The 23,738-nt window shown below is 56.1% G+C and carries 28 protein-coding genes and 1 pseudogene; 13 read left to right on the top strand and 16 right to left on the bottom strand.

Features of this window, described 5'->3' with window-relative positions; all coding sequences use genetic code 11:
* Positions 1–2: 2 nt before the first annotated feature.
* From RSAL33209_RS15600 to RSAL33209_RS15590, 3 genes are read right to left on the bottom strand one after another with little or no spacing between them, the layout of a single operon-like run.
* Positions 3–1,508 (bottom strand): ABC transporter substrate-binding protein, encoded by a 1,506-nt coding sequence (locus tag RSAL33209_RS15600; protein WP_145962105.1) that lies wholly within the window; start codon positions 1,506–1,508, stop codon positions 3–5.
* Between the two features lie 59 nt (positions 1,509–1,567).
* Complete coding sequence (gene murJ / locus RSAL33209_RS15595; protein ID WP_012246879.1) at positions 1,568–3,292, bottom strand: murein biosynthesis integral membrane protein MurJ; 1,725 nt, start codon at positions 3,290–3,292, stop codon at positions 1,568–1,570.
* Between the two features lie 54 nt (positions 3,293–3,346).
* Positions 3,347–3,889, bottom strand: coding sequence for an NUDIX hydrolase (locus tag RSAL33209_RS15590; protein WP_041684890.1), 543 nt, complete (start codon positions 3,887–3,889; stop codon positions 3,347–3,349).
* A gap of 40 nt (positions 3,890–3,929) precedes the next feature.
* On the opposite strand from RSAL33209_RS15590, the gene RSAL33209_RS15585 reads away from it, so the two are divergent.
* The 5 genes from RSAL33209_RS15585 (at position 3,930) to RSAL33209_RS15570 (ending at position 9,629) form a co-directional block, all read left to right on the top strand.
* Positions 3,930–5,393: a CCA tRNA nucleotidyltransferase gene (locus RSAL33209_RS15585; protein WP_012246877.1), complete on the top strand. Its 1,464-nt coding sequence runs from the start codon at positions 3,930–3,932 to the stop codon at positions 5,391–5,393.
* The gene (locus RSAL33209_RS15580) at positions 5,383–6,027 is read left to right on the top strand and encodes a histidine phosphatase family protein (protein WP_049759033.1); all 645 of its coding nucleotides are present in this window, start codon (positions 5,383–5,385) and stop codon (positions 6,025–6,027) included. The genes RSAL33209_RS15585 and RSAL33209_RS15580 overlap by 11 nt, the downstream gene beginning before the upstream one ends.
* Before the next feature lie 495 nt (positions 6,028–6,522).
* Positions 6,523–6,654, top strand: coding sequence for a hypothetical protein (locus tag RSAL33209_RS19430; RefSeq protein WP_267895916.1), 132 nt, complete (start codon positions 6,523–6,525; stop codon positions 6,652–6,654).
* Positions 6,655–7,239: 585 nt separating this feature from the next.
* Positions 7,240–8,190, top strand: coding sequence for a DUF2029 domain-containing protein (locus RSAL33209_RS17710; RefSeq protein ID WP_012246874.1), 951 nt, complete (start codon positions 7,240–7,242; stop codon positions 8,188–8,190).
* Positions 8,187–9,629, top strand: coding sequence for a phytoene desaturase family protein (locus RSAL33209_RS15570; protein ID WP_012246873.1), 1,443 nt, complete (start codon positions 8,187–8,189; stop codon positions 9,627–9,629). The genes RSAL33209_RS17710 and RSAL33209_RS15570 overlap by 4 nt, the downstream gene beginning before the upstream one ends.
* A 99-nt stretch (positions 9,630–9,728) precedes the next feature.
* On the opposite strand, the gene RSAL33209_RS15565 is transcribed toward RSAL33209_RS15570, so the two are convergent.
* Positions 9,729–10,346 (bottom strand): NAD(P)-dependent oxidoreductase, encoded by a 618-nt coding sequence (locus RSAL33209_RS15565; RefSeq protein WP_012246872.1) that lies wholly within the window; start codon positions 10,344–10,346, stop codon positions 9,729–9,731.
* A gap of 102 nt (positions 10,347–10,448) precedes the next feature.
* Here RSAL33209_RS15565 and RSAL33209_RS15560 point away from each other — a divergent pair, with 102 nt between their 5' ends.
* Positions 10,449–10,838: a winged helix-turn-helix transcriptional regulator gene (locus RSAL33209_RS15560; RefSeq protein WP_012246871.1), complete on the top strand. Its 390-nt coding sequence runs from the start codon at positions 10,449–10,451 to the stop codon at positions 10,836–10,838.
* 6 nt (positions 10,839–10,844) lie between these two features.
* Here the strand turns inward: RSAL33209_RS15560 and RSAL33209_RS18310 are convergent, their stop codons facing one another.
* Together RSAL33209_RS18310 and RSAL33209_RS18305 are read right to left on the bottom strand one after the other, a co-directional pair.
* On the bottom strand, positions 10,845–11,204 hold the full coding sequence (locus RSAL33209_RS18310) for a substrate-binding domain-containing protein (protein ID WP_218916564.1): 360 nt from the start codon (positions 11,202–11,204) through the stop codon (positions 10,845–10,847).
* Positions 11,205–11,225: 21 nt separating this feature from the next.
* Entirely contained in the window at positions 11,226–11,891 is a 666-nt protein-coding gene (locus RSAL33209_RS18305) for a LacI family DNA-binding transcriptional regulator (protein ID WP_012246869.1), read from the bottom strand.
* A 67-nt stretch (positions 11,892–11,958) separates the two neighbouring features.
* Here RSAL33209_RS18305 and RSAL33209_RS17335 point away from each other — a divergent pair.
* A pseudogene (locus RSAL33209_RS17335) lies at positions 11,959–13,224 on the top strand (IS3 family transposase).
* A 27-nt stretch (positions 13,225–13,251) separates the two neighbouring features.
* Here the strand turns inward: RSAL33209_RS17335 and RSAL33209_RS15540 are convergent.
* The 6 genes from RSAL33209_RS15540 to RSAL33209_RS19420 form a co-directional block, all read right to left on the bottom strand.
* Entirely contained in the window at positions 13,252–13,980 is a 729-nt protein-coding gene (locus RSAL33209_RS15540; RefSeq protein ID WP_012246868.1) for an ABC transporter substrate-binding protein, read from the bottom strand.
* Positions 13,981–14,034: 54 nt separating this feature from the next.
* Positions 14,035–15,060 (bottom strand): ABC transporter permease, encoded by a 1,026-nt coding sequence (locus tag RSAL33209_RS15535; protein ID WP_012246867.1) that lies wholly within the window; start codon positions 15,058–15,060, stop codon positions 14,035–14,037.
* Positions 15,057–15,386: an ABC transporter permease gene (locus RSAL33209_RS19055; RefSeq protein WP_012246866.1), complete on the bottom strand. Its 330-nt coding sequence runs from the start codon at positions 15,384–15,386 to the stop codon at positions 15,057–15,059. Before RSAL33209_RS19055 ends, RSAL33209_RS15535 begins: the two co-directional genes overlap by 4 nt.
* Before the next feature lie 6 nt (positions 15,387–15,392).
* Positions 15,393–15,977 carry an ABC transporter permease gene (locus RSAL33209_RS19050; protein WP_012246865.1) on the bottom strand — a complete coding sequence of 195 codons (585 nt, stop codon included), beginning with the start codon at positions 15,975–15,977 and terminating at the stop codon, positions 15,393–15,395.
* Positions 15,978–16,104: 127 nt separating this feature from the next.
* Complete coding sequence (locus RSAL33209_RS19425; RefSeq protein ID WP_267895953.1) at positions 16,105–16,242, bottom strand: DUF1345 domain-containing protein; 138 nt, start codon at positions 16,240–16,242, stop codon at positions 16,105–16,107.
* 124 nt (positions 16,243–16,366) lie between these two features.
* Positions 16,367–16,774 carry a DUF1345 domain-containing protein gene (locus RSAL33209_RS19420; protein ID WP_012246863.1) on the bottom strand — a complete coding sequence of 136 codons (408 nt, stop codon included), beginning with the start codon at positions 16,772–16,774 and terminating at the stop codon, positions 16,367–16,369.
* A 166-nt stretch (positions 16,775–16,940) separates the two neighbouring features.
* On the opposite strand from RSAL33209_RS19420, the gene RSAL33209_RS15515 reads away from it, so the two are divergent.
* The 5 genes from RSAL33209_RS15515 (at position 16,941) to rplI (ending at position 20,214) form a co-directional block, all read left to right on the top strand.
* Positions 16,941–18,461, top strand: a complete 1,521-nt coding sequence (locus RSAL33209_RS15515; RefSeq protein ID WP_041684889.1) for an MFS transporter — start codon at positions 16,941–16,943, stop codon at positions 18,459–18,461.
* Entirely contained in the window at positions 18,443–18,748 is a 306-nt protein-coding gene (gene rpsF, locus RSAL33209_RS15510) for a 30S ribosomal protein S6 (RefSeq protein ID WP_041684888.1), read from the top strand. The genes RSAL33209_RS15515 and rpsF overlap by 19 nt, the downstream gene beginning before the upstream one ends.
* Before the next feature lie 50 nt (positions 18,749–18,798).
* A complete protein-coding gene (locus tag RSAL33209_RS15505) occupies positions 18,799–19,362 on the top strand; it encodes a single-stranded DNA-binding protein (RefSeq protein WP_012246860.1) in 564 nt (187 codons plus the stop codon).
* Positions 19,363–19,491: 129 nt separating this feature from the next.
* Complete coding sequence (gene rpsR, locus RSAL33209_RS15500; protein ID WP_010144869.1) at positions 19,492–19,731, top strand: 30S ribosomal protein S18; 240 nt, start codon at positions 19,492–19,494, stop codon at positions 19,729–19,731.
* Positions 19,732–19,761: 30 nt separating this feature from the next.
* Positions 19,762–20,214: a 50S ribosomal protein L9 gene (rplI, locus tag RSAL33209_RS15495; RefSeq protein WP_012246859.1), complete on the top strand. Its 453-nt coding sequence runs from the start codon at positions 19,762–19,764 to the stop codon at positions 20,212–20,214.
* Positions 20,215–20,376: 162 nt separating this feature from the next.
* Here rplI and RSAL33209_RS15490 read toward each other — a convergent pair whose 3' ends face one another.
* On the bottom strand, positions 20,377–20,709 hold the full coding sequence (locus RSAL33209_RS15490) for a DUF1801 domain-containing protein (RefSeq protein ID WP_012246858.1): 333 nt from the start codon (positions 20,707–20,709) through the stop codon (positions 20,377–20,379).
* Between the two features lie 5 nt (positions 20,710–20,714).
* Entirely contained in the window at positions 20,715–21,062 is a 348-nt protein-coding gene (locus RSAL33209_RS15485) for a hypothetical protein (protein WP_012246857.1), read from the bottom strand.
* A 541-nt stretch (positions 21,063–21,603) separates the two neighbouring features.
* Between RSAL33209_RS15485 and dnaB the strand changes: the two genes are divergently transcribed.
* Positions 21,604–22,989 carry a replicative DNA helicase gene (dnaB, locus tag RSAL33209_RS15480; protein ID WP_041684887.1) on the top strand — a complete coding sequence of 462 codons (1,386 nt, stop codon included), beginning with the start codon at positions 21,604–21,606 and terminating at the stop codon, positions 22,987–22,989.
* Positions 22,990–23,033: 44 nt separating this feature from the next.
* On the opposite strand, the gene RSAL33209_RS19045 is transcribed toward dnaB, so the two are convergent.
* Both RSAL33209_RS19045 and RSAL33209_RS19040 read right to left on the bottom strand, forming a co-directional pair.
* Entirely contained in the window at positions 23,034–23,321 is a 288-nt protein-coding gene (locus RSAL33209_RS19045) for a hypothetical protein (RefSeq protein ID WP_233494232.1), read from the bottom strand.
* An 11-nt stretch (positions 23,322–23,332) separates the two neighbouring features.
* Complete coding sequence (locus RSAL33209_RS19040) at positions 23,333–23,710, bottom strand: TOPRIM nucleotidyl transferase/hydrolase domain-containing protein (RefSeq protein ID WP_233494231.1); 378 nt, start codon at positions 23,708–23,710, stop codon at positions 23,333–23,335.
* Positions 23,711–23,738: the final 28 nt, after the last annotated feature.

The following is a 23,738-nucleotide window of genomic DNA, read 5'->3' as shown; positions in this document are numbered from 1 at the left end:
GATTACTTGATGGTGATCTCGCCGATTTTCAGCCCGTAAGGATATATCTGCGGGCTCAATACTTTTGGCAACTTAGTGAAATTGACGATGACGTAACTTGCCGTGGTGTTTGGTGGGGCGGAGATGTTGAACTCTGGCCCGGTGAAAATTCCGGTGCCAATCGACTTCGCGCCGTCAAGACTAGGTTTGTCATTGACCAGTACTTCGAAGCTACCGCCAGAAGTACCAGACTGAGCTATTGCCACCGATGAGACCGTTGACCGATCTTTGAGCTGAACAATCAGAGCGATGCTTTTAGCCGACGTGCCAGCCATCGTTTCATCGGTGAACTCGTAGCTACTCCACAAGGTGGCTGGATTGCCATCAGTGAGGTTTGCCAGGCGGCCCTCGGGGAAATTCTTAGCCAGATCAGCTTCACTGGCACCTGGGACTTCGCGGGTTGCACCGACCACCACGGGTGGGCCGGCCTGATTTGATGGCTGAGGACTGTTGGAGCTATTTGGCTCGCTTGAACTTTGGCTATTGGAAGCCGAGCTTTGTGCCGCAGGATTCTTGTCGCCAAACCAGGAAGTGAGCAGTTGTGTGCCGGCAAAGACGATGGCAACCACAACTACTATCGCCAAAATGCCAAGAATCAACCAGCGCCCACTGCGAGGCGCATTCACTTCGTCGTCATAGTCCGCGTTCGGATTACCGGGTCCGGAGCCGGCGCTGGATCCAGCACCGGCAGCAATCGCACCACCAGCGATGGGCTGGGCGCTAGTGTTCCGCGGCGGCTCTTGATACAAGGGCGCTGCAGCGACCGCAGAAGCAGGAAACGTGCTGGGCTTACGTTGGTCATTTGATACGGCCGGCTTCTCGTTAATGAAGCCATAATCCTCGTCGGACCATAGTGAAACCTTGGGCGAACCAACACTGCCTGAATCTGCGGCTTGGACAGGTTGGCCCTTGGTTGCCGTGGGTAAAACGGGTTCTTTGGCGGAAGGTACCGGGTCGCTTGAACGCGGAGCAATAACTGGCGGCGGTGGAACGGCCGCTGGCGGGATAACGCTCGCGGGAACGGGTGTTCCGTCGTCGTACACGTACTCGGCGGCGACAGGCTCTTCTGCGCGAGGACCACCGAACAATTCCTCGCCGAGGGTGTCGGTGAAGGACGGCTCAACGAATGGCTCAGTTGGGATGAGCAGGTCGAGCAAATCAGCTGCGCCGCTCTTGCTGGCGATCAAATAGGCGGTTCCGTCGCCGAGTCCCAAATCAAGGATCTGAAAGTTGGCCGGCCGATCACCGGTAGCCACTTCGCGAGCACCCTGCGTAAGATTGTCGCCGTTTCCGTGGCCGGCAACCACGATGCTGACCGGGCGGTTGAGTACCTGGTCGACGCCGTCGAAGACTTGGTCTCCTTCAGCGGAGTTCAAAACGTGCGTGGCAATTCTGTACCGGCCACCAAGCACGGTACCGACTTCCATGGACTGCGACAACGTCTCCTCCTCAAGCTGAATGGTTGGCAAACGATTCAGCTCCGGTTGCAACTCTAACTTCCGATCCTAGCTGATCCAGGCCCACTGAATCAGGAAGCTCGGCGTGAAAAACGCCGCATAATTGGCGCGATCAGGTCGTTGAGCTCACTCACGTTCATTAAACGAAGGGCCAAGAAGTAACACAGAGCCATTACAGAGCCGACGACGGCGATTACCACGATGGCGGAAAGGTAGCCCTGCCAGATAAACCCGTCGTAGCTACCGTCGGCAAAACTTAACAAGCCAAAACCAACCATAAATAAGCCACCGATAATGCCGGAGAATGCTGCGGCAACGGCATACTGCACATGCGCCCGAATGATGCGCCAAATGCCAAAGTCGCCAAGTTTGACTCGAAGAACCATAGTGGAGACTATCGGTGCCACGAAATTGACGATTGCGACGGTGCCCAAGAGCGAATATGACAACACAGATACCGGGACGGCGCTAACTATCAGTGCGGTAATAACGGTCAAAAGCACGATGAAAGCTTGGATATAAAAGGGCGTTTTGGCGTCCTCCATGGCATAGAAGACCCTATTGAGCATGAAGTTGAAGCTGAAAAATGGTGAGCTGAGCGCGAGTACCGCGACCGCGATGCCTATTGACAGACCACCCCGTGCACTTCCGCCACCAAGCAACATGCCGATCGGAGCGGACAGCACCAATAAGACGACTGCGGAAAATATTGTGGCAACGCCGACCGTGCGCAGTAGTCTCGACGTCGTTGCCCGAACCGCAGCCTTATTTCCGTTGGAGGCGGCCCGGCTTAACTGATTGAAAAATACCGTAGCGATCGAGAGCACAATCACGGAGTGCGGCAGAAGATAGATATCCATTCCGCGGCTAAAGACGAATGGACCGGCGATGTCTTTGGTTCCAGCGTAAGCCTTCGCACCGGTTGCAGCACTGGCAATTTTGGTTACCAGGATGAAAGATAGCTGACCGATGATCATGGTGCCCAGTGCCCAGCCGGCAATTTTTCCAGTGTGGCCGAGTCCCATGCCGCGCCAACCCCATTTGAAGCGCAAGCCCAAGCCAAGTCGTTTGACTGGCACGATCAAAATAACTGACTGAAGGAGAATGCCTAGCGTGGCGCTACCGGCGAGGATCCAAGTCTGGGTGGAGCCCCAATTTTCCACGCTAAGAGGATTCTGTTCCGCCGTTCCTCGCACCGCTATAAACACGGCTAAGCCGGCAATGGCGACGACATTATTGAGCACCGGAGCCCACATATAGGCGCCAAAGCGGTCATTAGCGTTGAGGATCTGACCTAGCAGGGCGTAGATGCCGTAGAAAAAAATCTGCGGTATCAACAGGTAAGCTAATTGAGTGCCCAGGCGCAACTGACTTTGATTCCAGTCCTCAGTGATGAGGTGCAGTAGCGGTGAAGAAAGCAACGTTGCGGCAATAGTCAGCAGTGCCAGAGCTACGCCACCCAGGGTCAAGAGGCGGCTCAAGAAATCAGCGCCACGATCCGGTTGCTTGCTGGCCTTAATAATTTGTGGCACCAGAACGGTGTTGAAGACGCCGCCCGCCAGCATGATGTAAATCAGGTTCGGTAGCGTATTCGATATTTCAAAAATATCTGACACACCATTCGTTGTTGCACCTAAAGCCGCGGCAACGAGAGCGCCTTTAACGAAGCCCAGTACTCGGGAGAGTAAAGTTCCGGCAGCCATCACGGCACTGGATTTAGCCGCATTTATTCTGGGCGGCTCCACCTCTATGGTGCTGATTGGCCCGGTTTGCGGTGCACTAATCTGTTCTGACATTTGGCGCCATCATTTCATGCGAGCCTTCGAGGGAGATGCTTCGAAGCCTGTGTTTCAAAAGTCCGTTGGCAAACTTGCGCCAGCTAAATCGGCAATTCTGCGTTCGTTGGGAAACGACAAGCGTTTCGCTAGGTCTGGCATTTCCACCCAGGCAACATCAATGGCCTCGTGGTCCGGATCGTTTTCTATCGTCAGCTCACCGCCAGTGGCGCGAAGCAAAAAATGGTGGACGGTTTTGTGCACGCGGTGTCCGGTTACGGTAAACCAGTAATCGATGCTGCCTAGGGGAGCAAGGACTTCGCCTTCGATGCCGGTTTCTTCAGCAATTTCGCGGACCGCAGCTTGCGCATGGGTTTCATCGCCCTCTGGATGACCTTTGGGTAGACACCACTCAACTCGACCGCCGCGATTCAGTCTGGCAATGATCGCAACGCGCAAAACGCCGTCGTGTTTATCCACTACGACGCCGCCCGCTGACACTTCTTCCACGGTGGGCAAAAAAGATAAATTGCCCAGCGATTGGCCGGGAGCGCTCTGCGCATTGATCGCCGAAGGCAACGGCGTGCGCTTGGGTGCACTCGGAACTGGATGGGCCATGCACTCCACTCTAACGAAAGTCTGGCAGGCTTAAGGAACTATGATGCAGGTTCTGGACAGCTCCACCCTTGATCCGATAGTCCTTGAGCTAGGACAACGCTTTGTCGACGCCGGTTTTGAACTCTCCTTAGTCGGCGGGCCGGTACGTGATCTCTTTTTAGGTCGGCAGTCGCCGGACCTGGATTTCACGACCGATGCCATCCCGGATGAAACCCTTGTCGTGGTGCGAAGCTGGGCGGATGCAGTCTGGGAGATCGGCCGCGCCTTTGGCACCATCGGATTGCGCAAACGTGATTTCACTATTGAGGTCACCACCTACCGAGCCGAAGCCTACGATGCGGATTCACGGAAGCCGGAGGTGGCCTTCGGTGATTCGCTTGAGGCAGATCTTCAGCGACGCGATTTCACGATGAACGCGATGGCGCTGCGGTTGCCTGGTATGGAGCTGGTTGATCCGTACGGTGGCATTAGAGATCTTTATGCGGGGGTTTTGCGTACTCCTGGGCGAGCGGAGGCTTCCTTTTCGGATGATCCGCTCCGGATGATGCGTGCAGCCCGTTTTGTAGCTCAGCTGGGTGTCTCGCTGCACCCGGAGGTTGAGGGCGCGATGATCGCAATGGCAGAACGGATAAATATCATCTCTGCTGAGCGGGTTCGAGATGAACTAACTAAGTTGATCTGCGCTCCGCAAGCGCGTCTTGGCGTCGATGTGCTGGTAAACACCGGGCTAGCCGATCAGATGCTGCCAGAAGTTTCAGCGCTGCAGCTCGAGGTGGACGAGCACCATCGGCACAAAGACGTCTATCAACATTCTTTACAAGTCCTGGAACAAGCGGCCGCGCTCGAAACTGGTCCTGATGGCCCCGTGCCCGGCCCCGACTTCGTTTTGCGCTTTGCCGCGCTTATGCACGACGTCGGCAAACCAGCTACCCGACGATTCGAGCCTTCCGGCGCGGTGAGCTTCCGGCACCACGATATGGTCGGCGCGAAATTGACGGCTAAGCGGATGAAAGCCTTGCGGTTCGACAACGACACCATCAAGGCTGTTGCCCGGCTGGTTGAGCTGCATATGCGCTTCTACGGCTATGGTGAGGCGGGCTGGACCGACTCAGCTGTGCGACGCTACGTCACGGATGCTGGTCCGGTACTGGAGCGCCTGCACCGGCTGACACGTTCTGATGTGACCACGCGAAATCAAAAGAAGGCGGATCGTCTTGCTTTTGCCTACGACGATTTGGAGCACCGAATCGCTGAGCTGGCGGAACAAGAGGAACTTGGTGCCATTCGGCCCGACCTCGACGGCGCGCAAATTATGGCGATTCTGGATCTGAAGCCGAGTCCGGTGGTTGGCAAGGCTTATAAGTTCCTCCTCGAAGAGCGGATGGAGCACGGACCGTTGGGTGCTGAAGAGGCGCAACGGCGTTTGGAACTCTGGTGGCAAGACAATAAGCCTGTTGAGATTTCAACAGACGACACTGAAGCGAGCACAAAAAATGAGCACTGATCCGTTGAATGATGCCATCGACTCCGTGCCGTGGGACCACGTGACATTGCCGAAGCTGTGGTTGCTACGCCATGGCGAAACGGCGTGGTCAAAAAGTGGCCAATACACCGGCCTGACGGACCTTCCGCTCACCGAGCACGGCGAGGAACAAGCGGTGTCCGCTCGCCCGGCCCTGACCGGCGTCGACTTTGACCTGGTTCTTAGCTCGCCTTCTCAACGCGCTCGTCGCACCGCGGAGCTGGCTGGGTTCGCGGACGCCGTCGTCGAGCCGCTGGCGCATGAATGGGACTACGGCGACTATGAAGGCGTTTTGAGTGCCCAGGTGCGTAAGGACCGGCCAGGGTACTTGATTTGGAACGACGGCGTGCCCGCAGGCGAGACCATTGAGCAAGTAGCTGCGCGTGCCGATGCTGTGATTGCCCGAATTCTGTCCCCGCAGACCGAAGGTCCGCATGCCGGTGAGGTGGTGGAAAACGAATTATTGGTAGCGCACGGGCACTTCTTGCGCATCCTGACCGCTCGTTGGCTTGAATTAGCGCCTATCGAGGGCAGGCACTTTGTGCTTGGGACAGCAAAAGTGTGCACTCTCGGTTGGGATAAACGAACCCCGGCGATTGAGCAATGGGGACTCTAAACTCTTACATTCGTACGGCGTTTTTAGGAATATGACCAATTCCACAAAGAATTTTCGATTTCTAGTGGTCAAGTTGTGAATTCGTAGTGTAGGTTATAAATGTACCCAGCAGATGCTGGGCATTTCGCCACGATGTGAAGGGAGGCCTCAGCATGTTTTACAACATAAATGCAACACCGATTATCGGCTCTGTCGATCGGTTCGCTGCAGCTCATATGGCCTCTGCTCGTGGCATTCTCGGTTCCCGTTAGCTGAGATCTGGCGGTAATACGCCTCCACGTAAATCCCAGAGGGTTAGTGGCTGTTGTGAATCATTTCCCGACGTAAAATCATTCGCGCATTTTTGCGTCCAATTATTCTATTTCGACTATTTCGTAATAGCTCTATATTGTTGCGCCCGAATTCTTTGAACATTCATTCTTCCCAGGAGTTTTTGTGCCCCGTAAACGTATTTCCCCGAGCCCCGTCCAATCAATGCTGCAAGGAGGTGACCCCATGAAGCAATTTCCCTCGATCTCCTCGATCAAGCGTGTTTTCTTCTCGCCTGTTGATGAGAAGCGCATCGAGCGCACTCGCGATCGCGTGCAAAGCGATATGAACCGACTGAACATCATGAACATCCGCTGAGTCTTGCTACCTAAGGAGGCTCTGATGTTCACATCACAGCCAAATGCAAAGCAAGCAGCCCACGCCGCCCAGCGTGGGCTGCTTCGTTTAACGACGGGCTAACGACGGGCGCGCTCGTGGTTGGGCCGGTATGCTCAGATCCATGCAGGAAACTCGGCCCCGGCGCGCACAGCGGATCGTAGCGCCTAGCCGGAACGATCCGTTTTTAACCAAGATCACCGAGCTGGTTGGCGGTCCGCTAGGAAAACGTACCGAGCCTGGCCAAATCAGTGCCGGGTTTTTCAGCGTTGAACGTGTCTTGGTGCTTTTGGTGTTACTTTCAGCCGTTTTGGCGCTGCTGTTCAAAGACCACTGCCGGCAACTTGGCTGGACTACGCCAGATCAGTACTCAACAACTTGCTACTCGGAAATCCCGAATGCATTCAGCACTTTTAACCTGGCTCAAGTATTTCCTTACTCTTCTGCAGATAGCGGGTTCAGCTACCCGCCATTGGTCGGTTTAATTGCCGGGATTACCGCCTGGCTCAGGGGCTTCGCAGGCAGCGGAAAGGTTCAGGTACTGGCCTTTTTGACCTCAATTCCATCTTGTCTGTGTTGCTCTGGATTGCTGGCACAGTCGCGTTGGCACGCAGTAATCGGCGTCGCCCCTGGGATGCTGCGATCTTTGCGGCTTCACCGTTATTACTTTTTGCGGTATTTTCCAGTTGGGATCTCTGGGCCGCGGCACTTGGTGCGGTGGGACTGTTTCTGTTTTCACGACGGCGAACAATGGCTGCCGGAATCGTCTTGGGCTTTGCCATCTGCGCTCAGCCTTACACCGCTCTCATCGTCTTAGCGATCGTGCTGGTATTAATACGTCGAAGATTGACGGTGCAACTCGCCAACCTGCTGGCTGGTACGGCCTTGAGCTGGTTAGTTTTCAAGCTTCCACTTCTGCTACTGAACCCGGCCGGCTGGTCAGCTTATTGGGCTAAGGGCTGGAATGGCGACCCGGCAACGGGATCGATCTATTACGCGATAAATACGATAGCACAGCGGCTTGGCCTAAGTGCCTTTAGCCCGCTGGACGCATCGGTTATTGCGTTGGTGCTTTTGGTCCTTGGCATTATCGCGGTGGCTTGGCTGTGTTTTTCTACGCGATACACGCCCAGAGTCGCTCATTTAGCCTTGCTTTTGGTGGGATGGTTTCTGTTAGTAGACAAACACGCTTCGGCAGAACACCTCATCTGGCTCTTGCCGTTATTTGCGCTGGCTCGGCCGCGCTGGCGATCACTGTTGATCTGGCAAGTTTTCGGTATTTTGTTTTATTTGGCGCAGCTCTTGCACCTGGGCGTGATCCTGGGCGACAACAACTCGCAGCACAGCATCGACTTGCCAGATTTTGTGCTTGCAATGCTCGCCTCAGGCACGGCGACACTCATTTTGTTAGCTTTTTCAGTTCGCGATCTACTTCGTCCAGAGCACGATCCGATTCGCCGGGTTGGCGCAGATGATCCGCTGGTCGATGCCTTCAGCAGGCAAGCTGTACAGAAATGAGCCGCGCTGCGGTCGTGGGCTCCGGCCCGAACGGCTTGGCCGCAGCAGTGACTTTGGCCAGAGCTGGCCTCGAGGTGAAGGTTTACGAGCTCAGCTCGACGGTGGGTGGAGGGGTCCGGACTGCGGAACTTACCTTGCCTGGCTTTTGGCACGATGTATGTTCCACCGGGCACCCGATGGCTTTAGTCTCCCCGTTTTTCCGTGAGTTTGAGCTCGCGCAGCGGATTGAATTCTGCAACGCAGAGCTAGCGTTTGCTCACCCGCTGGACGACGGCCGCGTAGGCTTGGCGTATCGGGATCTTGACCGGACTATCGAGGAACTTGGTCGGGACGGCAATGCGTACGGTAGGTTCTTTAGCTCTATGTTGGGCTCGATGAGCGAAATAACTGATGTATTACTGAACCCCTTACTGCCGCTGCCAAAGAGTGTTCCTGCTGCGGTCTTGCTGGGCCTGCGTGGCGCAGAGCAAACGTTCGCCGCGCAGGCGCGCTATTGCGACGACGTCGCGCCGGCTTTGATTACTGGAGCCTCTGCGCATTCAATCGCCAGGATCCCGGGCGTAGTTTCAGCAACGGCTGGCGTCTACCTGACCGCTTTGGCGCATACCGTGGGTTGGCCTTTAGCCAAGGGTGGTTCGCAGGCTATTGCTGATGCAATGCTGGCTGATCTGCTGGCACACGGCGGTTCGGTCGAGCTAGACCGGCAAATAGAGACATTGTCCGAACTCGACGAGGAGTTGATTCTGCTCGATGTCTCAGCTCGTGCGCTGGAGCGGATCGGTGCTGCCGCCTTCCCGGAACGGTATCGTCGTAGTCTGCGTGCAGTGCGCTACGGTGATGGCTCCTGCAAACTTGATTTGGCTCTTTCCGGACCAATTCCCTGGCGCAACCCGGAGCTTAGCCGGGCGCCAATCGTGCATTTAGGTGGCACTCGTGCACAGATGATCGCGAGTGAGCGGGCCGTTGCTGCTGGGCAGCATCCAGAACGACCGTTTGTGTTGTTGAGCCAACCTGGCGTGGTTGACCCCAGCCGCGCGCCCGCGGGTCGTCAAACGCTTTGGGCTTATACGCATGTACCAGCCGGATCAGATCGAGATGTCAGTGAAACGATCCTGGATGAAATTGAACGGCATGTGCCAGGAACTCGTGATCTAGTGCTGGGCAGCTCGGTGATTACTGCAGCTGGTTACGAGCACTACAACCCGAACTATCAAGGCGGAGATATCAGTGCCGGAGCTTTGACATTGCCACAGCTTTTAGGCCGCCCGGTCTTTTCGACTAAGACCTGGCGAACGCCGGTCCGTGGCGTGTATCTGTGTTCTGCGGCGGCGGTTCCTGGGCCAGCAGTTCACGGAATGGTGGGGTGGCATGCTGCAGTGACTGCCTTGCAGGATCTCTACCAACTGCCTGCCCCAGAGCTCGCGCCGGATTCATCGTAGACTCGACGGCTTGGCTGTCGCCCGAATATCGGGAAACGCCTGAATAACATTGGCCCCCAATCCTTTTCGGGATGGGGGGCCAATGTGTAGCTGAATAGGTCAGTTCGCAGCGGTAAACCGCGCGCGACGGTGTGCTGGTTTTTCAACTTCGTCGAGCATGGCAACGGCGAAGTCTTGGCTGGAGATCTTGTCGCCGGCCGGCGTGTCTTTTGCCGTCGTGTAGTTGCCGGTGCGCTCGCCGGGTGCTATGACGGGCGAAGGGCTGAGCATGGTCCAGTCCAAACGCTCGGCCTGGCTCCTCAGCAGTTCCAGCAAACGAGCCGCGCTGAGTGCCTCAGCCTTATAGGCCTCTGGAAACTCTGCCGAATCCACTAGACGACTGCCGTCCGGGAGCAGCAATGAACCCGCTCCGCCGACTACTAAAATTCTGGTATCTCCAATGGCGTCGAAGGTGCGCTGGTTCGCGTTCAACCATTCTTGGTGGTCGCCGCCGGTGCGGCTTGGACCGGTAGCTGAGATAACGACGTCGTGCGCTTGGGCAAGGGCGGTCATCTCAACGACGTCGCCCAAAGTCGCGGCCTGCGCAGTTGCGGCAGCTGAGGACTCAACCGGGCTTCCAGCTCGAGATACAGCGGTCACTTGATGGCCACGCTTGAGAGCTTCAGCAGCAACTTCGCGACCGACCATGCCGGTGGCTCCGATAACGGCGATTTTCATATTTCCTCCTGGAGTAGCTTTTCGGGTAATCTAAAAGTATCTGTTGGATACTGATAGCTTCAAAGAAACCTAGTTACCTGAAAGATACTGATAGGCAGAGTTATGTTGCTTGAACCAAATATTTTGGACCCAAATTGCCCGTCTCGGCTGGTTTTTCAACGCATCGGGGACAAATGGGCGTCTTTGGTAATCCAAGTTCTTGAAGCTGGACCGATGCGATTCACTGACTTGCGCGGCATGGTAGCGGTGGTGACGCCTAAGGTTCTTACCCAGACGCTGCGTGCTTTGGAGCGAGATGGACTGCTTACGCGAACCGTTTATGCCCAGGTGCCACCCCGCGTCGACTATGAGCTTACGGACTTAGGGCGAAGCCTTTTGCCGCCGCTGAAAACGCTCAGACAATGGGCCGAAAGCAATGTTGTGCAGATGGATGCTGCTAGGGATTCCTATGACGCTGCGCAAGACGAGGCCATCTTGGCTGCTGCGCACTAAAGTTGCTCAGCGGCTCGCAGGTGCTAGTTCACCGGAGCCGCGTGGAATGAGTCGGGTGGGCACCATAATGCGTTGCGCATGGCCGACTTCGCCGTCGAGCCTTTGGAAAAGTAGTTCAGCGGCCCGCTGGCCAATTGTTGCTGGATCTTGCGCCACCACGGTGATGCCAGGGTCCATCACATCGGCCAGCTCGAAGTCGTCGAAACATACCAGAGCCAAGTTGTTGGAGCTGATTCCGGCATTGCGTTGATCGCCCAGCGCATGAAGTACCGCTACCGAAGCCCGGCTATTGGTGCAAAAAATTGCGCTGGGTTGTTGTTCTGTTGGCAGTTTCTCCAGGTCCGCTAGCCATTGCGCTAACTTGATGCCGTCACGACCATCAGCGTGTTACAGCTTTGCTTCCGCGGCAATATTGGCGTTGGCCAACGCCTGCCAGTAACCCTGCACCCGCTGATGAACGCTATACAAATCACTACCGTCACTGAGGCAGGCAATTCGGCTATGCCCCTGGGCAATCAAATGGTCGACGCCGTTCCGGGCGCCACCAAGGTTGTCGCTCAGTACGGCGTCGGTAGCCAGGTCGACAGGTGGCCTGTCAACAAAAACTACTGGCGTTCCCGCCTGGATTTCATGACGTAGATAGCTCTCATCGGTGCCACGGGGCGCTGCTACGATCAGACCGTCAACTCGGCGCGCACACAGTGCATTGATGAGCTCGCGAGCCTGTTCGGCGTCATTTCCGGTTGAGACGGTCATCGCTAAAACATGACGTTCAATGGCTTTCGCTTCGACGGCGCGATTGAGCATGGCGAAAAACGGATCCGCAACATCGTCGAGCACCACGCCAATACTGGCAGCTATCCCTTGCCGCAATAGTCTGGCGCTGTCATTTCGACGGAAGCCTAATTCGGCAATCGCTTGGTCGACTAGAACCTTGGTCCGATTACTCACATTGGCATCGCCATTTACCACGCGCAAAACCGTCGCCAAGCCCACACCGGCCCTTGCGGCAACGTCTTTCATCGTGGCCCGGGTGGGCACTGATTTGATCACATTACTTCCCTTCGAGGTGAATCGCCCCGGTGTGTCCGGAGACTTTCTTGTTTGAGAGGATCAGGACATGGCAGGGAAAACTACGACACGGTATCCGCAGGAGTTGAAGGATCATACGGTGCGCATGGTGGCGGAGATGGAGGGTGCATCTTCGGAGTGGGCGGCGATGCAAAAAGTTGCCCAGCTTTTGGGTGTGGGTGTGCCGGAAACGGTGCGTAAATGGGTCCGGCAAGCCGAGATCGATGTTGGTACTAGAACTGGAACAACGAGCACGGAATCGGCCGAGCTGAAACGGTTACGGCGTGAGAACGCTGAGCTGAAACGGGCGAACGCGATCCTTCGGAGTGCTTCAGCTTTTGTCGCGGTCGAACTCGACCGCCACAACACTGATCGTGAAATACATCAAGGACCATGCCGGTCACCGCGAGAATAATGGATTGCGGTGGGGTGTCGAGTCGATCTGCCAGGTGCTTACTGGGACGGGGTGAAGACCACCCCGTCCACGTACTACGAATGGGTGGATAAAACACGATCTCACCGAGAACAACGTGATGAGGTGCTCAAGCCCGTGATCCAGAAGGTGTATGCCGCTAATTACGGGGTTTACGGCACCAGGAAAGTCTGGTTGGCGATGAACCGTGAAGGTGTGCCGGTGGCCAGGTGCACGGTAGAACGGCTCATGGGGTTACTTGGCATACAGGGTGCGGTCCGTGGCAAGGTCAAACGCACCACGATCAAAGACTCGAAGGCAGCCCGAGCGAAGGACTTGGTCCGCCGTGATTTCACACCAACGGCACCGGATCGGCTATGGGTAGATGATTTCACCTATGTTTCGACCTGGTCCGGGTGGGTCTATGTTGCCTTCGTGATCGATGCCTACTCTCGGAGGATCCTGGGCTGGTCAGCGAGTGCTTCTATGAACACCGTGCTAGTGCTCAACGCAGTTAATCAGGCAATCTGGAGTCGTGAACGGGCCGGGGCTGAGATTTCCGGGGTGATTCATCATCACGATGCCGGGGCTCAATACGCCTCCTTGGCCTTCACCGAACGCCTGGCCCAGGCCGGTATCCGCCCCTCGATCGGTTCTGTGGGTGATAGTTACGACAACGCCTTGGCGGAAACCATCAACGGGCTTTATAAGACCGAGCTGATCAAACCCGGCAAGCCCTGGCGGACTCTAGAAGAAGTCGAAATCGGCACCGCTGAATGGGCCGATTGGTACAACCACCGAAGGCTCTACCAGTACTGCGGAGACATCCCACCAGTAGAGCTAGAAAACCACTACTACAATCACTACCAGAGCACGGCAGCCGCCGACAGGCTCATCGTCTGAGAAACCCTCCGGACACACCGGAGCGATTCAGCCCGTATCCGCACTCCAATTGGGGTTCCGTTTGAGTTTCAACGCAACACCCTGTTGGTAGCTGTCCAACTGGTAGGGGCCAGTGGCCGCGATTTTGGCCGCATATTGCTGCGGATCTGTGTCGCGCGCGGCAGGTACCGGCGCAAATGCTGGCATCGAAGCAATCCAAGGCCAGTCGCCGTATGCTTTATTCATCTTGAAAATGATGGTCTTCGCATCCGGTGTTTCAATCGAATCCAGTTTCTTACTCGCGTAGGGCCCTTTGTAGCTCTCGCCACCAACTAGCAATGCCTTGTGGTAGCCCAGGCCGCCGGAAAGCTCCGGTGCAAAAGAGCGCTCCAGACCATACTTGACGTCGGCTGTGGTGACCGGGCTGCCGTCGTCGTACTTCACGCCGTCTTTGAGCGTGAACGTCCAGGTCTTGCCGTCATCGCTAGCCCGCCCGGTGTCGGTGGCCAGATCAGGAACCACTTTGGCCGGTCCGTCAGCTGAGATATCCCAGGTAGTCAGGCGACGCTCGATGAGTCCAAGGGTGGTGATGGCCAGGTTCTGGCTCTTGGCTGGGTCCAGATTGATCTCGGTGGACGCCGTCAAGATGTTCAGGGTGCCGCCTTTGGTGACTGCCTCGCTGCTGCCCGACGTCGAACTGCTCGGGTTAGCGTTGCATGCCGTCAGCCCCAACACTGCGACGAGCGCTATGGCACCGAGGCTCTTTGCCAATTTCATGAGTTTCCTTCTCTGCGGTCCAGTGCTAATGAGTTTTATGCGGGTTTAACGGTTCTAAACGGAAAGAGCTGGTGCTCGATTCTTGGTTGGTCTTTTGACCCGAAGGTCGAGGACCAAATACAACAAGTCGACAATGAAATTTGCGCCAATAATCAAAAACGCGGCAAACAAGGTGATGCCCAACATGACCGGTAAATCCATGTTTCCTACCGCGTCGAGCAGCTGCGCGCCCAGGCCTTGCATGCTGAAGATCTTTTCGGAGATCACGGCGCCGCCAAGTAAGCCGCCTAAGTCCAAGCCAAGCAATGTCACCACTGGCAGCAGCACGTTGCGTAAGCCATGCTTGCCCACCACGGTCCGCTCTCGAAGGCCTTTGGCCCGCGCCGTGCGGATGTAGTCTTCACCCATTGCTTCAAGCATTTGACCGCGGCTAATTCTCGCGTAGACGGCGGCGTGCAAGAAGGCTAAAACGGTCCATGGCAGCAATAGGAGCCAAGCCCACTCCAAGGGATTTTCGGTAATCGGAACATAGCCGCCCACCGGCAAGATGTTCAGTGTGAAGCCGAAGAACAAAATGCCGAGCAAGGCCAGCAAATAGCTTGGCTTTGAGACGCCGATCATAGCCACGCCCATCACGGCGCGGTCTGCGAAGGTTCCCTTTTTCACTGCAGAGAGCACCCCTGCGCCAACACCAAAAATTAGCCAAAGTACGGCCGCACCGACGGCGATCGAAAGCGTGATCGGGAAAGCTTGGCCGATCAAATCAGTCACCGGAACGCCAAGTCGGAAAGAGTAGCCAAAGCATGGCGCGCCGCATTGCACGGCTGCTGGGCCCTGGCCAAAGGTGCGACCAGTGACGATGCCGCTCAAGAAGTTCCAGATCTGGTTCAGTAGCGGTTGGTCGTAACCCATGAATGTACGGACTTCACTGAGTCTTTCCGGTGTGCAAGGTTTACCGCAGCTCAACTCTGAGACGTTTTGCGGTAGCAAATTGAAGACCAGAAACGTGGTGACCGCGACTATGAGTAGGACCAGGATGATGCCGCCAATACGCAGCAGCAAGTATTTTAGAAGGCTCATGAGTGCGCGTCCTTCGGATCGAAAGCGTCGCGTAGCGCATCACCGAAAAGATTGAAGCCCAGGGTCACCAAGCACAAAGCGATGCCGGGGAAAATCAGGTACCACGGGTCGGTTTGCACCCAGCCCACTGAGGCGCCAATTGAGCGGCCCCAGGCCGGAGTGGGCGGTGGCACGCCGACGCCTAGAAAGGATAACGCGGCCTCGGAGCCAATCATCGCGGGAATGCTCAGCGTGGCGAAAATGATCACGGTCGGCCAAAGATTGGGTAAAACTTGAGTGCGAATCACGTGCACAGGATTTCCGCCCATCGCGGCCGAAGCTTGCACGAAGGTTCACTGCCGGATGCTCATAGTTTCAGCTCGGACTACCCGTGCGATTCGGGGCCAGCAAAAGAAGCCGATGACGCCAATTAGCAGCAAGGTTTTATTGGTTTCGACAGGTACAATCGCACCCAATGCGATCATGAAGATCAAGCCGGGGAAGCCCAGTAGTACGTCAGTGGCTCGGCTGCTCACGGTGTCCCACCAGCCGCCGAAATATCCGGCGCTCAGTCCAATGACCGTGCCCAAAACGACTGCGACGATGGTTGCGCTAATTCCAACGAACAGGGAAGTTTGGGCACCGAAAACCACGATGGAAAATAGATCGCGTCCAGTGAGCGGTTCCACGCCAAACCAATGCGATGCGCTGATGCCGCCGCCAAAACCTGCTGGTGCGCTAGAGCCATCGAGTTTGTCTAAGTGATAAGCGTAAGGATCGTTTCTGCTCAGCCCGGCAACTAGCGGTGCCGCGATGGCTAAAAGGATGAAAACCAGGACTAACGAACCACCGAATATTCCCCAACGGTCCCGAAGCAGCGTGCGCCACCCAGATCGCGGTGCCGCGTCAATTGACGCGATGGCCGGGGCAATCGACACGGTAGTTCCTCGAGGTTGACAATGGGTATCTCGAAGAAACTATCAGCGACTAACCTGAGATCTCTCGCCGTACTTCATGTGAGTTCGCATCGTGACCCAGGCCACGTCAAGGCTTGATCTATTTGGCTCAGGCCAGGCTGACTACCCAGTTGATGGTGGTGGCCAGGATGCCCGTTCCGAAGACAAAGGCGAGCAGGCTGTGCCGTAATGCCGCCGATCGCATAGTCCTAGTCTCAATGTTGGTGTCCGACACTTGATAGGTCATGCCCAAACTGAAGGCCATACATATAGGCGAAGTCGGTGTACTGCGGTGGCTCGGTCTGGTTAAAGCTGATGCCACCAGGGCTGGGCTGGCCGCTCGCGGATTTATTGGTGTAGTAGATCTCCGCTTAACGCAACGTATAAAGCGTGTGCACCAGCAGCCAAGATAAGGCGGTGGTGACTAGCGCTAGTGCTGCCAACCCGGCGCGGACCGGGCCTTCGGCGCCCTTTGCATCGACCATTACCACCGCTACCGCGCCCAAACTGGCGACTGCAGCAAGCGAGATCAGGAAGTTCGCGGTATCCCGGCGCGGATCCTCTTCGGTGGCGTGCGCCGCCGTCGTGCTCGCATCCATCATTGAGATTGCCAGCCAGATCCAGAGATCGTAAATGCCGGCGGCGACTGCCCAGGCTACCGCGGGTGCGTGCAGCCAGGAATCAAGGAAGCCGGTGAGCAAAAGTGCCGCGATCGCGGCGGCGATCATCACCAGAAATCGCCTGCGTGCAATCCGGGCCCGTCGCGTTCGATTCTCCACGTGCCGATCGTATCCCCCATCTCCCCGTTATCCCCCCGTCGAGTGTCGAGTTGTGGTCGCTTTAATCGGGGTTTAATGACCACAACTCGACACTCGACGGGCAGGAAGTGACTGATTACGACGTCGTGCCGCAACTTTGGCGGTCGGCCGGAAGTAGCATGTGGCAATGAGCGCAGCAGCTACCTCGACCGTTCAGCCGGTCAGTAATCGTTTCCGCCAGATTGTCGCCTCCGGGGTGGGTAACGCCATTGAATGGTACGACTGGTATATCTACAGCTTTCTGGCGGTAGTTTTTGCGCCGCAGATCTTTCACGCCGGCGATGCGACCGCTGATCTGCTCTCCGCCTTCGCAGTCTTTGCCGCAAGCTTCCTGTTGCGCCCAATCGGCGGGCTGTTAGTAGGAAACCTGGCTGATCGAATTGGGCGGAAAAATACGCTGGTATTGACCATTTCCGCCATGGGGCTGGGATCCCTGATCGTAGGACTCACCCCCAGCTTTGCTACCGTCGGTATTTGGGCGCCAATCATCTTGGTGCTGGGCAGGCTAATTTCCGGATTATCCGTTGGTGGCGAGTTTGCGGCCAACACCGTCTTCCTCGTGGAGTCCGCACCGGCCAACCGTCGCGGTTTTTACTCATCATTTCAATACGTCTCCACCACAGTGGGGCAGTTGCTCGCCTCCGGGCTAGCGGCCCTTTTACTGAGCACGCTCAGCAAAGACGACATGAATGCTTGGGGCTGGCGGGTGCCATTCTTCGTTGGCGCATTGCTCAGCTTGGTCGGATTGTGGATTCGCCGTGGCACCGAAGAGACCCTTGTGGTGAAAGCTGAGGCTGTGCGGCCGAAAGTCTTTGATGCGTTGGTCAAATACCCGAAGCAGTCGCTGTTGATCGTTGGCATAACCATCTCTGGCACGATCCTCTATTACACCTGGACCACTTACCTGCCGACCTATGCAACTACCAACGGTTCCCTAGAAACTAAGGATTTCTTGGTCATTTCGACCATTGGGCTGTTCTTCTTCTTGATTATTCAGCCGCTGGTTGGCATCTTGTCCGACCGGATTGGCCGCAAGCCGTTGCTGATTGCTTCATCTGCGATCTTTGCCGTGGGAATCGTTCCTGGTTTGTACCTGGTCTCCCAGTCAACCTTCGTCGGAGCGTTGGGGGTGACCTTGGTGGGCATGTTGGTACTGAGTGGGTTTACCTCAATCTCGGCAGCGGTTAATGCAGAAACGATCCCCACTCATGTTCGGAGCGCGGGGATTGGTTTTCCGTACTCGCTCACGGTGGCGATCTTTGGCGACACCGCACCGTTTGTGGGCACCCTCTTCAAAACATGGGGTGTGCCGGGGCTGTTTGGTTGGTACGTAGTCGTGCTGTGTTTGATCTCGCTCGCGGTCTATAATCTTCGCGTTGCGAGAAACCGCGTTCAAGCCGCTACCCGAATAGCCCTCGCCCAACCTGTGCAACTCTTTCCCCCCGTCGTCACTCGACGACGGGGGGGGTATTGCTTATCGATGGTTTCCGGTAACATAGTTAGGTCTGTGTTAGCACGGATTCGATTTGCCGTGTCTCAGGTACATCCTGCAATACGGCGGTCGACGCAAATGAACCTCCTGTTACGGAAATACCGCAACCGCTTAGCCCAAAGGAGGTGGGTTCACATATGCGTCCTTACGAATTGATGGTAATCATCGACCCAGAGGTCGAAGAGCGTACCGTCGAGCCAACGCTTCAGAAGTTCCTCAACGTGATCACCACAGACGGTGGAACCGTCGACAAGGTGGACATCTGGGGACGTCGCCGCTTGGCATATGACATCAAAAAGAAATCTGAAGGTATCTACGCCGTAGTGAACTTCACTGCTGAGCCGGCTACCGCTAAGGAACTTGACCGCCAGCTTGGCCTCAACGAGACCATCTTGCGCACCAAGATCATCCGCCCCGAAGACCAGAAGGTTGCTGCCGAGTAATTTCGGCTATCAATCATCTGATCTGAACAATACGTAGGAAGAGGGCAGACATGGCAGGCGAAACTACCATCACCGTGATTGGCAATCTGACCAACGATCCGGAATTACGGTTCACACCGTCCGGTTCTGCGGTGGCCAACTTCACCATTGCGTCTACGCCGCGTACCTTCGACCGCAACTCCAATGAATGGAAAGACGGCGAAACGCTGTTCTTGCGCGCATCGGTGTGGCGCGAAGCGGCTGAAAACGTGGCCGAGTCGTTGACTAAAGGCTCCCGGGTGATTGTTTCCGGACGACTGAAGTCACGCTCCTACGAAACTAAAGAGGGCGAAAAGCGCACTGTAATGGAGCTTGAGGTCGATGAAATCGGTCCCTCGCTGCGTTATGCCAATGCCAAAGTTAACCGCACCCAACGCTCCGGCGGTCAGGGTGGCGGCAACTTCGGCGGCGGAAATGGTGGCGGCGGCAACTTCGGTGGCAACCAGGGCGGCGGCAACGCTGCATGGGGTGGATCTGGCCAACAGTCAGCTCCGGCCGAAGACCCGTGGGCTACTCCCTCGTCTAACTCCGGTAATTGGGGCGCCGGTCCGGATTCATCCGAACCTCCGTTCTAAATCACCAAAATAATTCATAGATTGGTGCACGAGGGACCCCCTGTGACGGCGATGCCGGCACTGCGAGTGTGCACCACTCTCCATCCCGTGGCGTGAAACCCACGGGCTCCACAGAAAAGGAGCTCCACGATGGCTAAGGCTGAAATCCGTAAGCCCAAACCAAAGTCCAACCCCCTGAAGGCCGCTGACATCACTGTCATCGACTACAAGGACGTAGCTTTGCTGCGCAAGTTCATCTCCGATCGCGGAAAGATCCGTGCTCGTCGCGTTACTGGCGTGACCGTGCAGGAACAGCGCAAGATCGCTCAGGCGATCAAGAACGCTCGCGAAGTTGCTCTACTGCCGTACTCCGGCGCGGGTCGCGGCTAAGCGCTCAGAAAGCAAGGAGAGAAAACTACAATGGCAAAAATCATTTTGACCCATGAAGTGACCGGTCTCGGTGCTGCTGGCGACGTCGTCGAGGTGAAGAACGGTTACGCACGTAATTACCTTCTGCCCCGCGGCTTCGCTCTGACCTGGACGAAGGGTGGCGAGAAGCAGGTTGAGTCCATCAAGGCTGCTCGCGCTGCTCGTGAGCACGCTTCCGTTGAAGCTGCTCAGGCTCAGGCCGCCAAGCTGTCCTCCACCCCGGTACGCCTCGAGGTGAAGGCCGGCGATTCCGGTCGCCTCTTCGGCACCGTTAAGGCTGAGGACGTTGCAAAGGCTGTTGAAGCTGCTGGTTTGGGCAGCATCGACAAGCGCAAGGTCGAGATCCCGGCGCACATCAAGAGCGTTGGCAAATACCAGGCAAACGTTCGTCTGCACGAGGACGTTTCCGCTGTGATCGACTTGAACGTCGTCGCAGGTAAGTAACTCGTTACTGAAACGCTGCACCACTTTTGGTCGCTAAACAACTGGTTTAGCGACCAAAAGTGGTGCAGCGTTTTCGTTTAAGTGGCGTTGTGCATCAAGTCGAACCCAGCTCGGATCAGTTTTTCCAGAACGCCCAGGTTTGCGTCGCTGAGCAAGCTCAAATTAAAGACAGCCCGCACCGGCTCTGTGCTTGCCCAAAGAGGTCAATTGCTCGCGGGCTTCAGCAGTGTTGATAAGGCCATACAGTGCCAGATTCGAAGCGCGCGGCGAGAAGCCGACGGCGGGCTGGTCACCCTCGCGACCGCTCGCGTAACGATAGTGGTTCAGGCCAAAGCCAATGATGCTGGGCCCCCACATAACTGCTTTAAGGCCTGTGCAACGGCCAAACAGTTCAAGAAGCTCTTCTGCATCCTGTCGCCGTTTTGCGTTGCTTACGCCGCTAATGAATGCTGAGACAGATTCACCCGTAGGCATCGTCTTGTTCTGAGCCTGCATGGCGCTTAGAGGTTGTCTGCGATTCGCTTGGAAGTGGCCAGGTCGAATCCGGTCACTTGTCGAATCAGGGCAATCGCCTGAATCTTTTGGCCGTTCCGAACCATACCCTGTGCCTGCGCCACCAGTTGTGGCGGCAATTGGACAGCTGGTGCCTGGGTGTAGGCCTGGGTTGATTGGGCCGAGGTCATGTTTTGTGGGGCAGAAATTCGCGAACTATGTGACCGTGAGGTCAGCTCACGCATATAGTGGTCGGCGTCGGAAAGTTGTGAGCCGCGGGGGCGGCCAACGCGCATGGCCCAGATCAGTACCACGACTCCCACAATGCCGATGAGTACTACGATCAACCAATCCATGAACAGAGCTTAGTCGTCGCTGCGCACGCTGCCTAGCGCGGCTTTGCTGATGGACTAGATTCTTGATCTCTTTGCAACCAAGTGTTGCAGTGACATCGGTCACATTGACTAGTTTTGAACTGACTTTTTTAACGGTGCATGCCCATTTTTTGAAAGTTGTCAACATGCAAGCTGTGGATGAAGGTTCCGCAAAAACTTCCTCTTCTCCACAGCCTGTGTTTTGCATAACCGCAGGTCAGCAAGGCATTTGTTAAAAATAAATATTTCTATCCACAGCGTTGTCCCCAGCCTGTGCACATGACACGCCGCGCTATCCACAAGTTATCCACAATGTGGTTGGGCTGACAGCTTGGCGTTGGGCGATGCAGCGTCTAACGTTGCCAGGTATCCATACTGAACATCGCTTGGCGATGCTTGCTGAGGCTGGCCACGGCTTTGACTAAGTGGCACAAAGCCACACTGTCGGTGCTAGGCGGCAGAATGCAGTTATCAGGTTGAAGGATGCAGTTTTGTGCAAACGACTCGAAGGGAGCGGGCATCGATGTCGGTAGCTGATCAGCAGGCGGAGACTACTTCGCTGCGTGAACCGGACTTCCCCCGAACCCCACCCCAGGATCTTGTCGCCGAGCAGAGCGTATTGGGCGGCATGCTGCTTTCAAAAGACGCGATTGCCGACGTCGTTGAGGTGTTGCGTGGGCAGGACTTCTACCGTCCGGCCCACGAAAATATTTATGAGGCTGTACTCGATTTATACGGTCGTGGTGAGCCTGCCGATGCGGTCACCGTCTCTGACGAGCTAACAAAACGGGGTGAGATCTCCAAAGTTGGTGGACCCGCCTATTTGCATCAGTTGATTCAATCGGTGCCCACGGCGGCAAACGCGGGCTTCTATGCTCAGATCGTCGCGGAGCGTGCAGTCTTGCGCCGGCTAGTAAATGCTGGAACGAAGATCGTCCAACTCGGTTACGGCAACGACGGTGAAGTCGAAGACATCGTCAACGCCGCTCAGGCTGAGATCTTCGCCGTCGCCGAACGCCGCTCCGCGGAGGATTACGTTTCGCTGGGTGAAGTGATGCAGACCGCGGTTGATGAGATTGAGGCTGCCGGGCACCGTGGCGAGGGCATGATCGGTGTGCCGACTGGTTTTTATGATCTGGACGAGCTGACCCATGGCTTGCATCCGGGGCAGATGATCGTCATCGCGGCTCGTCCTGCGGTTGGTAAGTCGACTTTTGCTCTGGATATTGCCCGTTCGGCAGCGATTAAGAACAAAATGGCAACCGTCTTTTTCTCGCTGGAAATGAGCCGTACTGAAATTGCGATGCGCCTCATGAGCGCTGAAGCGACCATTCAACTCCAGGACTTGCGCAAGGGCACCGTCAAAGACGAGCAGTGGACCAAAATGGCCAAGGTGATGGGGCCCTTGAGCGAAGCGCCACTTTTCATTGACGATAGCCCCAACATGTCATTGATGGAGATCCGGGCAAAATGCCGTCGGCTTAAGCAACAACACGAGCTGAAGCTAGTCGTTTTGGACTATCTTCAGCTGATGTCCTCTGGCAAACGCGTTGAATCGCGCCAGCAGGAAGTTTCTGAATTTTCCCGTGCTTTGAAGCTGCTGGCCAAGGAGCTTGGCGTCCCGGTTATTGCCCTGTCGCAGCTGAACCGTGGTTCTGAGCAGCGAACTGACAAGAAGCCAATGGTCTCTGACTTGCGTGAATCGGGCTCTATTGAGCAGGACGCGGACATGGTCATTTTGCTGCACCGTGAAGATATTTACGACAAAGAGTCCTCAAGAGCCGGCGAAGCAGACGTCATCATCGCTAAGCACCGTAACGGTCCAACCAAGACCATCGTGGTGGGTTTCCAAGGCCATTACTCTCGCTTTTCAAATATGGCCCCGGATAGCACCGGCAGCGCGTATTAATTCTCTCGGCAGCACGTATTAGCAGCAGTGCTGAGCTCTCGGAATCAGATCGAATCTAGTAGCCCAGACAGTGGCCTTGGCATCTCAGCTGGCTCGAGCGCTTCTACTAGCCACTGGCCATAGTTGATTTTCCGGCCGCTGATTGTGCCCATAAATCGGTGCAGGCGTTGCTGCTCAGTGCACGCCAGCTGTGCGGGTTGTTTTCGGAAAATGGTTAGCGCGCGTAGATCACCATGAGCTTCTATGACAGATTCGACGACGGCAACACCTAGGGTGCGCATGAGCTCTTCTTCTAGATCAGCTTCGCAGACCCAAAAACCCAGCGCTTCCATCTCCGTTCGGCTTAATCGAACTCCGAGCCCGGCCCGTTCTGCCGCGCGCAAAAATAACGTTCTTCGCCGCTGTCACACAAGCCAGCGACATTTAGGCGCAAACCGGCTGGGCCCAGAACGTCCATAAATTTGGCAATATTGGTTACACCGCCGAGCGAGATTACTACTATGCCTTCAGCAGCCAAATCGCGCCCCCGGCGAAAGGCTGCCGTCTCTACCGCCGCCTGATCACTTGCACCCTCAACGAAGACGACCGTTTGCAGACAGCAGCTGCTTGCCAGCGCAGCAGCAGTTACACCGGCGGCCTCGGCAGCACTGCCACCTGCTGCCCAACGGGTGGCGTTTTGCCGGAACTGCTCTAGTTTCTCCGAAGATCCTGATGGTTCCATGGCGTCAAGCTTCGCACTTCGGCACAAC

It is taken from the genome of Renibacterium salmoninarum ATCC 33209, from assembly GCF_000018885.1.
GTDB classification, from domain to species: Bacteria; Actinomycetota; Actinomycetes; order Actinomycetales; family Micrococcaceae; genus Renibacterium; species Renibacterium salmoninarum.
The sequence above is the reverse complement of the archived record's forward strand: the minus strand, read 5'-3'. Positions and strand labels throughout refer to the sequence as shown.

Excerpts from the sequence above, each read along its gene's own strand:
- RSAL33209_RS15490 (WP_012246858.1), bottom strand. The coding sequence starts at position 20,709 with ATGCAGGCTCAGAACAAGACGATGCCTACGGGTGAATCTGTCTCAGCA.
- RSAL33209_RS15565 (WP_012246872.1), bottom strand. The coding sequence starts at position 10,346 with ATGAAAATCGCCGTTATCGGAGCCACCGGCATGGTCGGTCGCGAAGTT.
- RSAL33209_RS15485 (WP_012246857.1), bottom strand. The coding sequence starts at position 21,062 with ATGGATTGGTTGATCGTAGTACTCATCGGCATTGTGGGAGTCGTGGTA.
- rpsF (WP_041684888.1), top strand. The coding sequence starts at position 18,443 with ATGCGTCCTTACGAATTGATGGTAATCATCGACCCAGAGGTCGAAGAG.
- RSAL33209_RS15535 (WP_012246867.1), bottom strand. The coding sequence starts at position 15,060 with ATGAGCCTTCTAAAATACTTGCTGCTGCGTATTGGCGGCATCATCCTG.
- rplI (WP_012246859.1), top strand. The coding sequence starts at position 19,762 with ATGGCAAAAATCATTTTGACCCATGAAGTGACCGGTCTCGGTGCTGCT.
- RSAL33209_RS19425 (WP_267895953.1), bottom strand. The coding sequence starts at position 16,242 with ATGACCTATCAAGTGTCGGACACCAACATTGAGACTAGGACTATGCGA.
- RSAL33209_RS15560 (WP_012246871.1), top strand. The coding sequence starts at position 10,449 with ATGTTGCTTGAACCAAATATTTTGGACCCAAATTGCCCGTCTCGGCTG.
- dnaB (WP_041684887.1), top strand. The coding sequence starts at position 21,604 with ATGTCGGTAGCTGATCAGCAGGCGGAGACTACTTCGCTGCGTGAACCG.
- RSAL33209_RS15570 (WP_012246873.1), top strand. The coding sequence starts at position 8,187 with ATGAGCCGCGCTGCGGTCGTGGGCTCCGGCCCGAACGGCTTGGCCGCA.
- rpsR (WP_010144869.1), top strand. The coding sequence starts at position 19,492 with ATGGCTAAGGCTGAAATCCGTAAGCCCAAACCAAAGTCCAACCCCCTG.
- RSAL33209_RS15580 (WP_049759033.1), top strand. The coding sequence starts at position 5,383 with ATGAGCACTGATCCGTTGAATGATGCCATCGACTCCGTGCCGTGGGAC.
- RSAL33209_RS15540 (WP_012246868.1), bottom strand. The coding sequence starts at position 13,980 with ATGAAATTGGCAAAGAGCCTCGGTGCCATAGCGCTCGTCGCAGTGTTG.
- RSAL33209_RS19430 (WP_267895916.1), top strand. The coding sequence starts at position 6,523 with ATGAAGCAATTTCCCTCGATCTCCTCGATCAAGCGTGTTTTCTTCTCG.
- RSAL33209_RS15515 (WP_041684889.1), top strand. The coding sequence starts at position 16,941 with ATGAGCGCAGCAGCTACCTCGACCGTTCAGCCGGTCAGTAATCGTTTC.
- murJ (WP_012246879.1), bottom strand. The coding sequence starts at position 3,292 with ATGTCAGAACAGATTAGTGCACCGCAAACCGGGCCAATCAGCACCATA.
- RSAL33209_RS15505 (WP_012246860.1), top strand. The coding sequence starts at position 18,799 with ATGGCAGGCGAAACTACCATCACCGTGATTGGCAATCTGACCAACGAT.
- RSAL33209_RS15590 (WP_041684890.1), bottom strand. The coding sequence starts at position 3,889 with ATGGCCCATCCAGTTCCGAGTGCACCCAAGCGCACGCCGTTGCCTTCG.
- RSAL33209_RS15585 (WP_012246877.1), top strand. The coding sequence starts at position 3,930 with ATGATGCAGGTTCTGGACAGCTCCACCCTTGATCCGATAGTCCTTGAG.
- RSAL33209_RS19040 (WP_233494231.1), bottom strand. The coding sequence starts at position 23,710 with ATGGAACCATCAGGATCTTCGGAGAAACTAGAGCAGTTCCGGCAAAAC.
- RSAL33209_RS19045 (WP_233494232.1), bottom strand. The coding sequence starts at position 23,321 with ATGGAAGCGCTGGGTTTTTGGGTCTGCGAAGCTGATCTAGAAGAAGAG.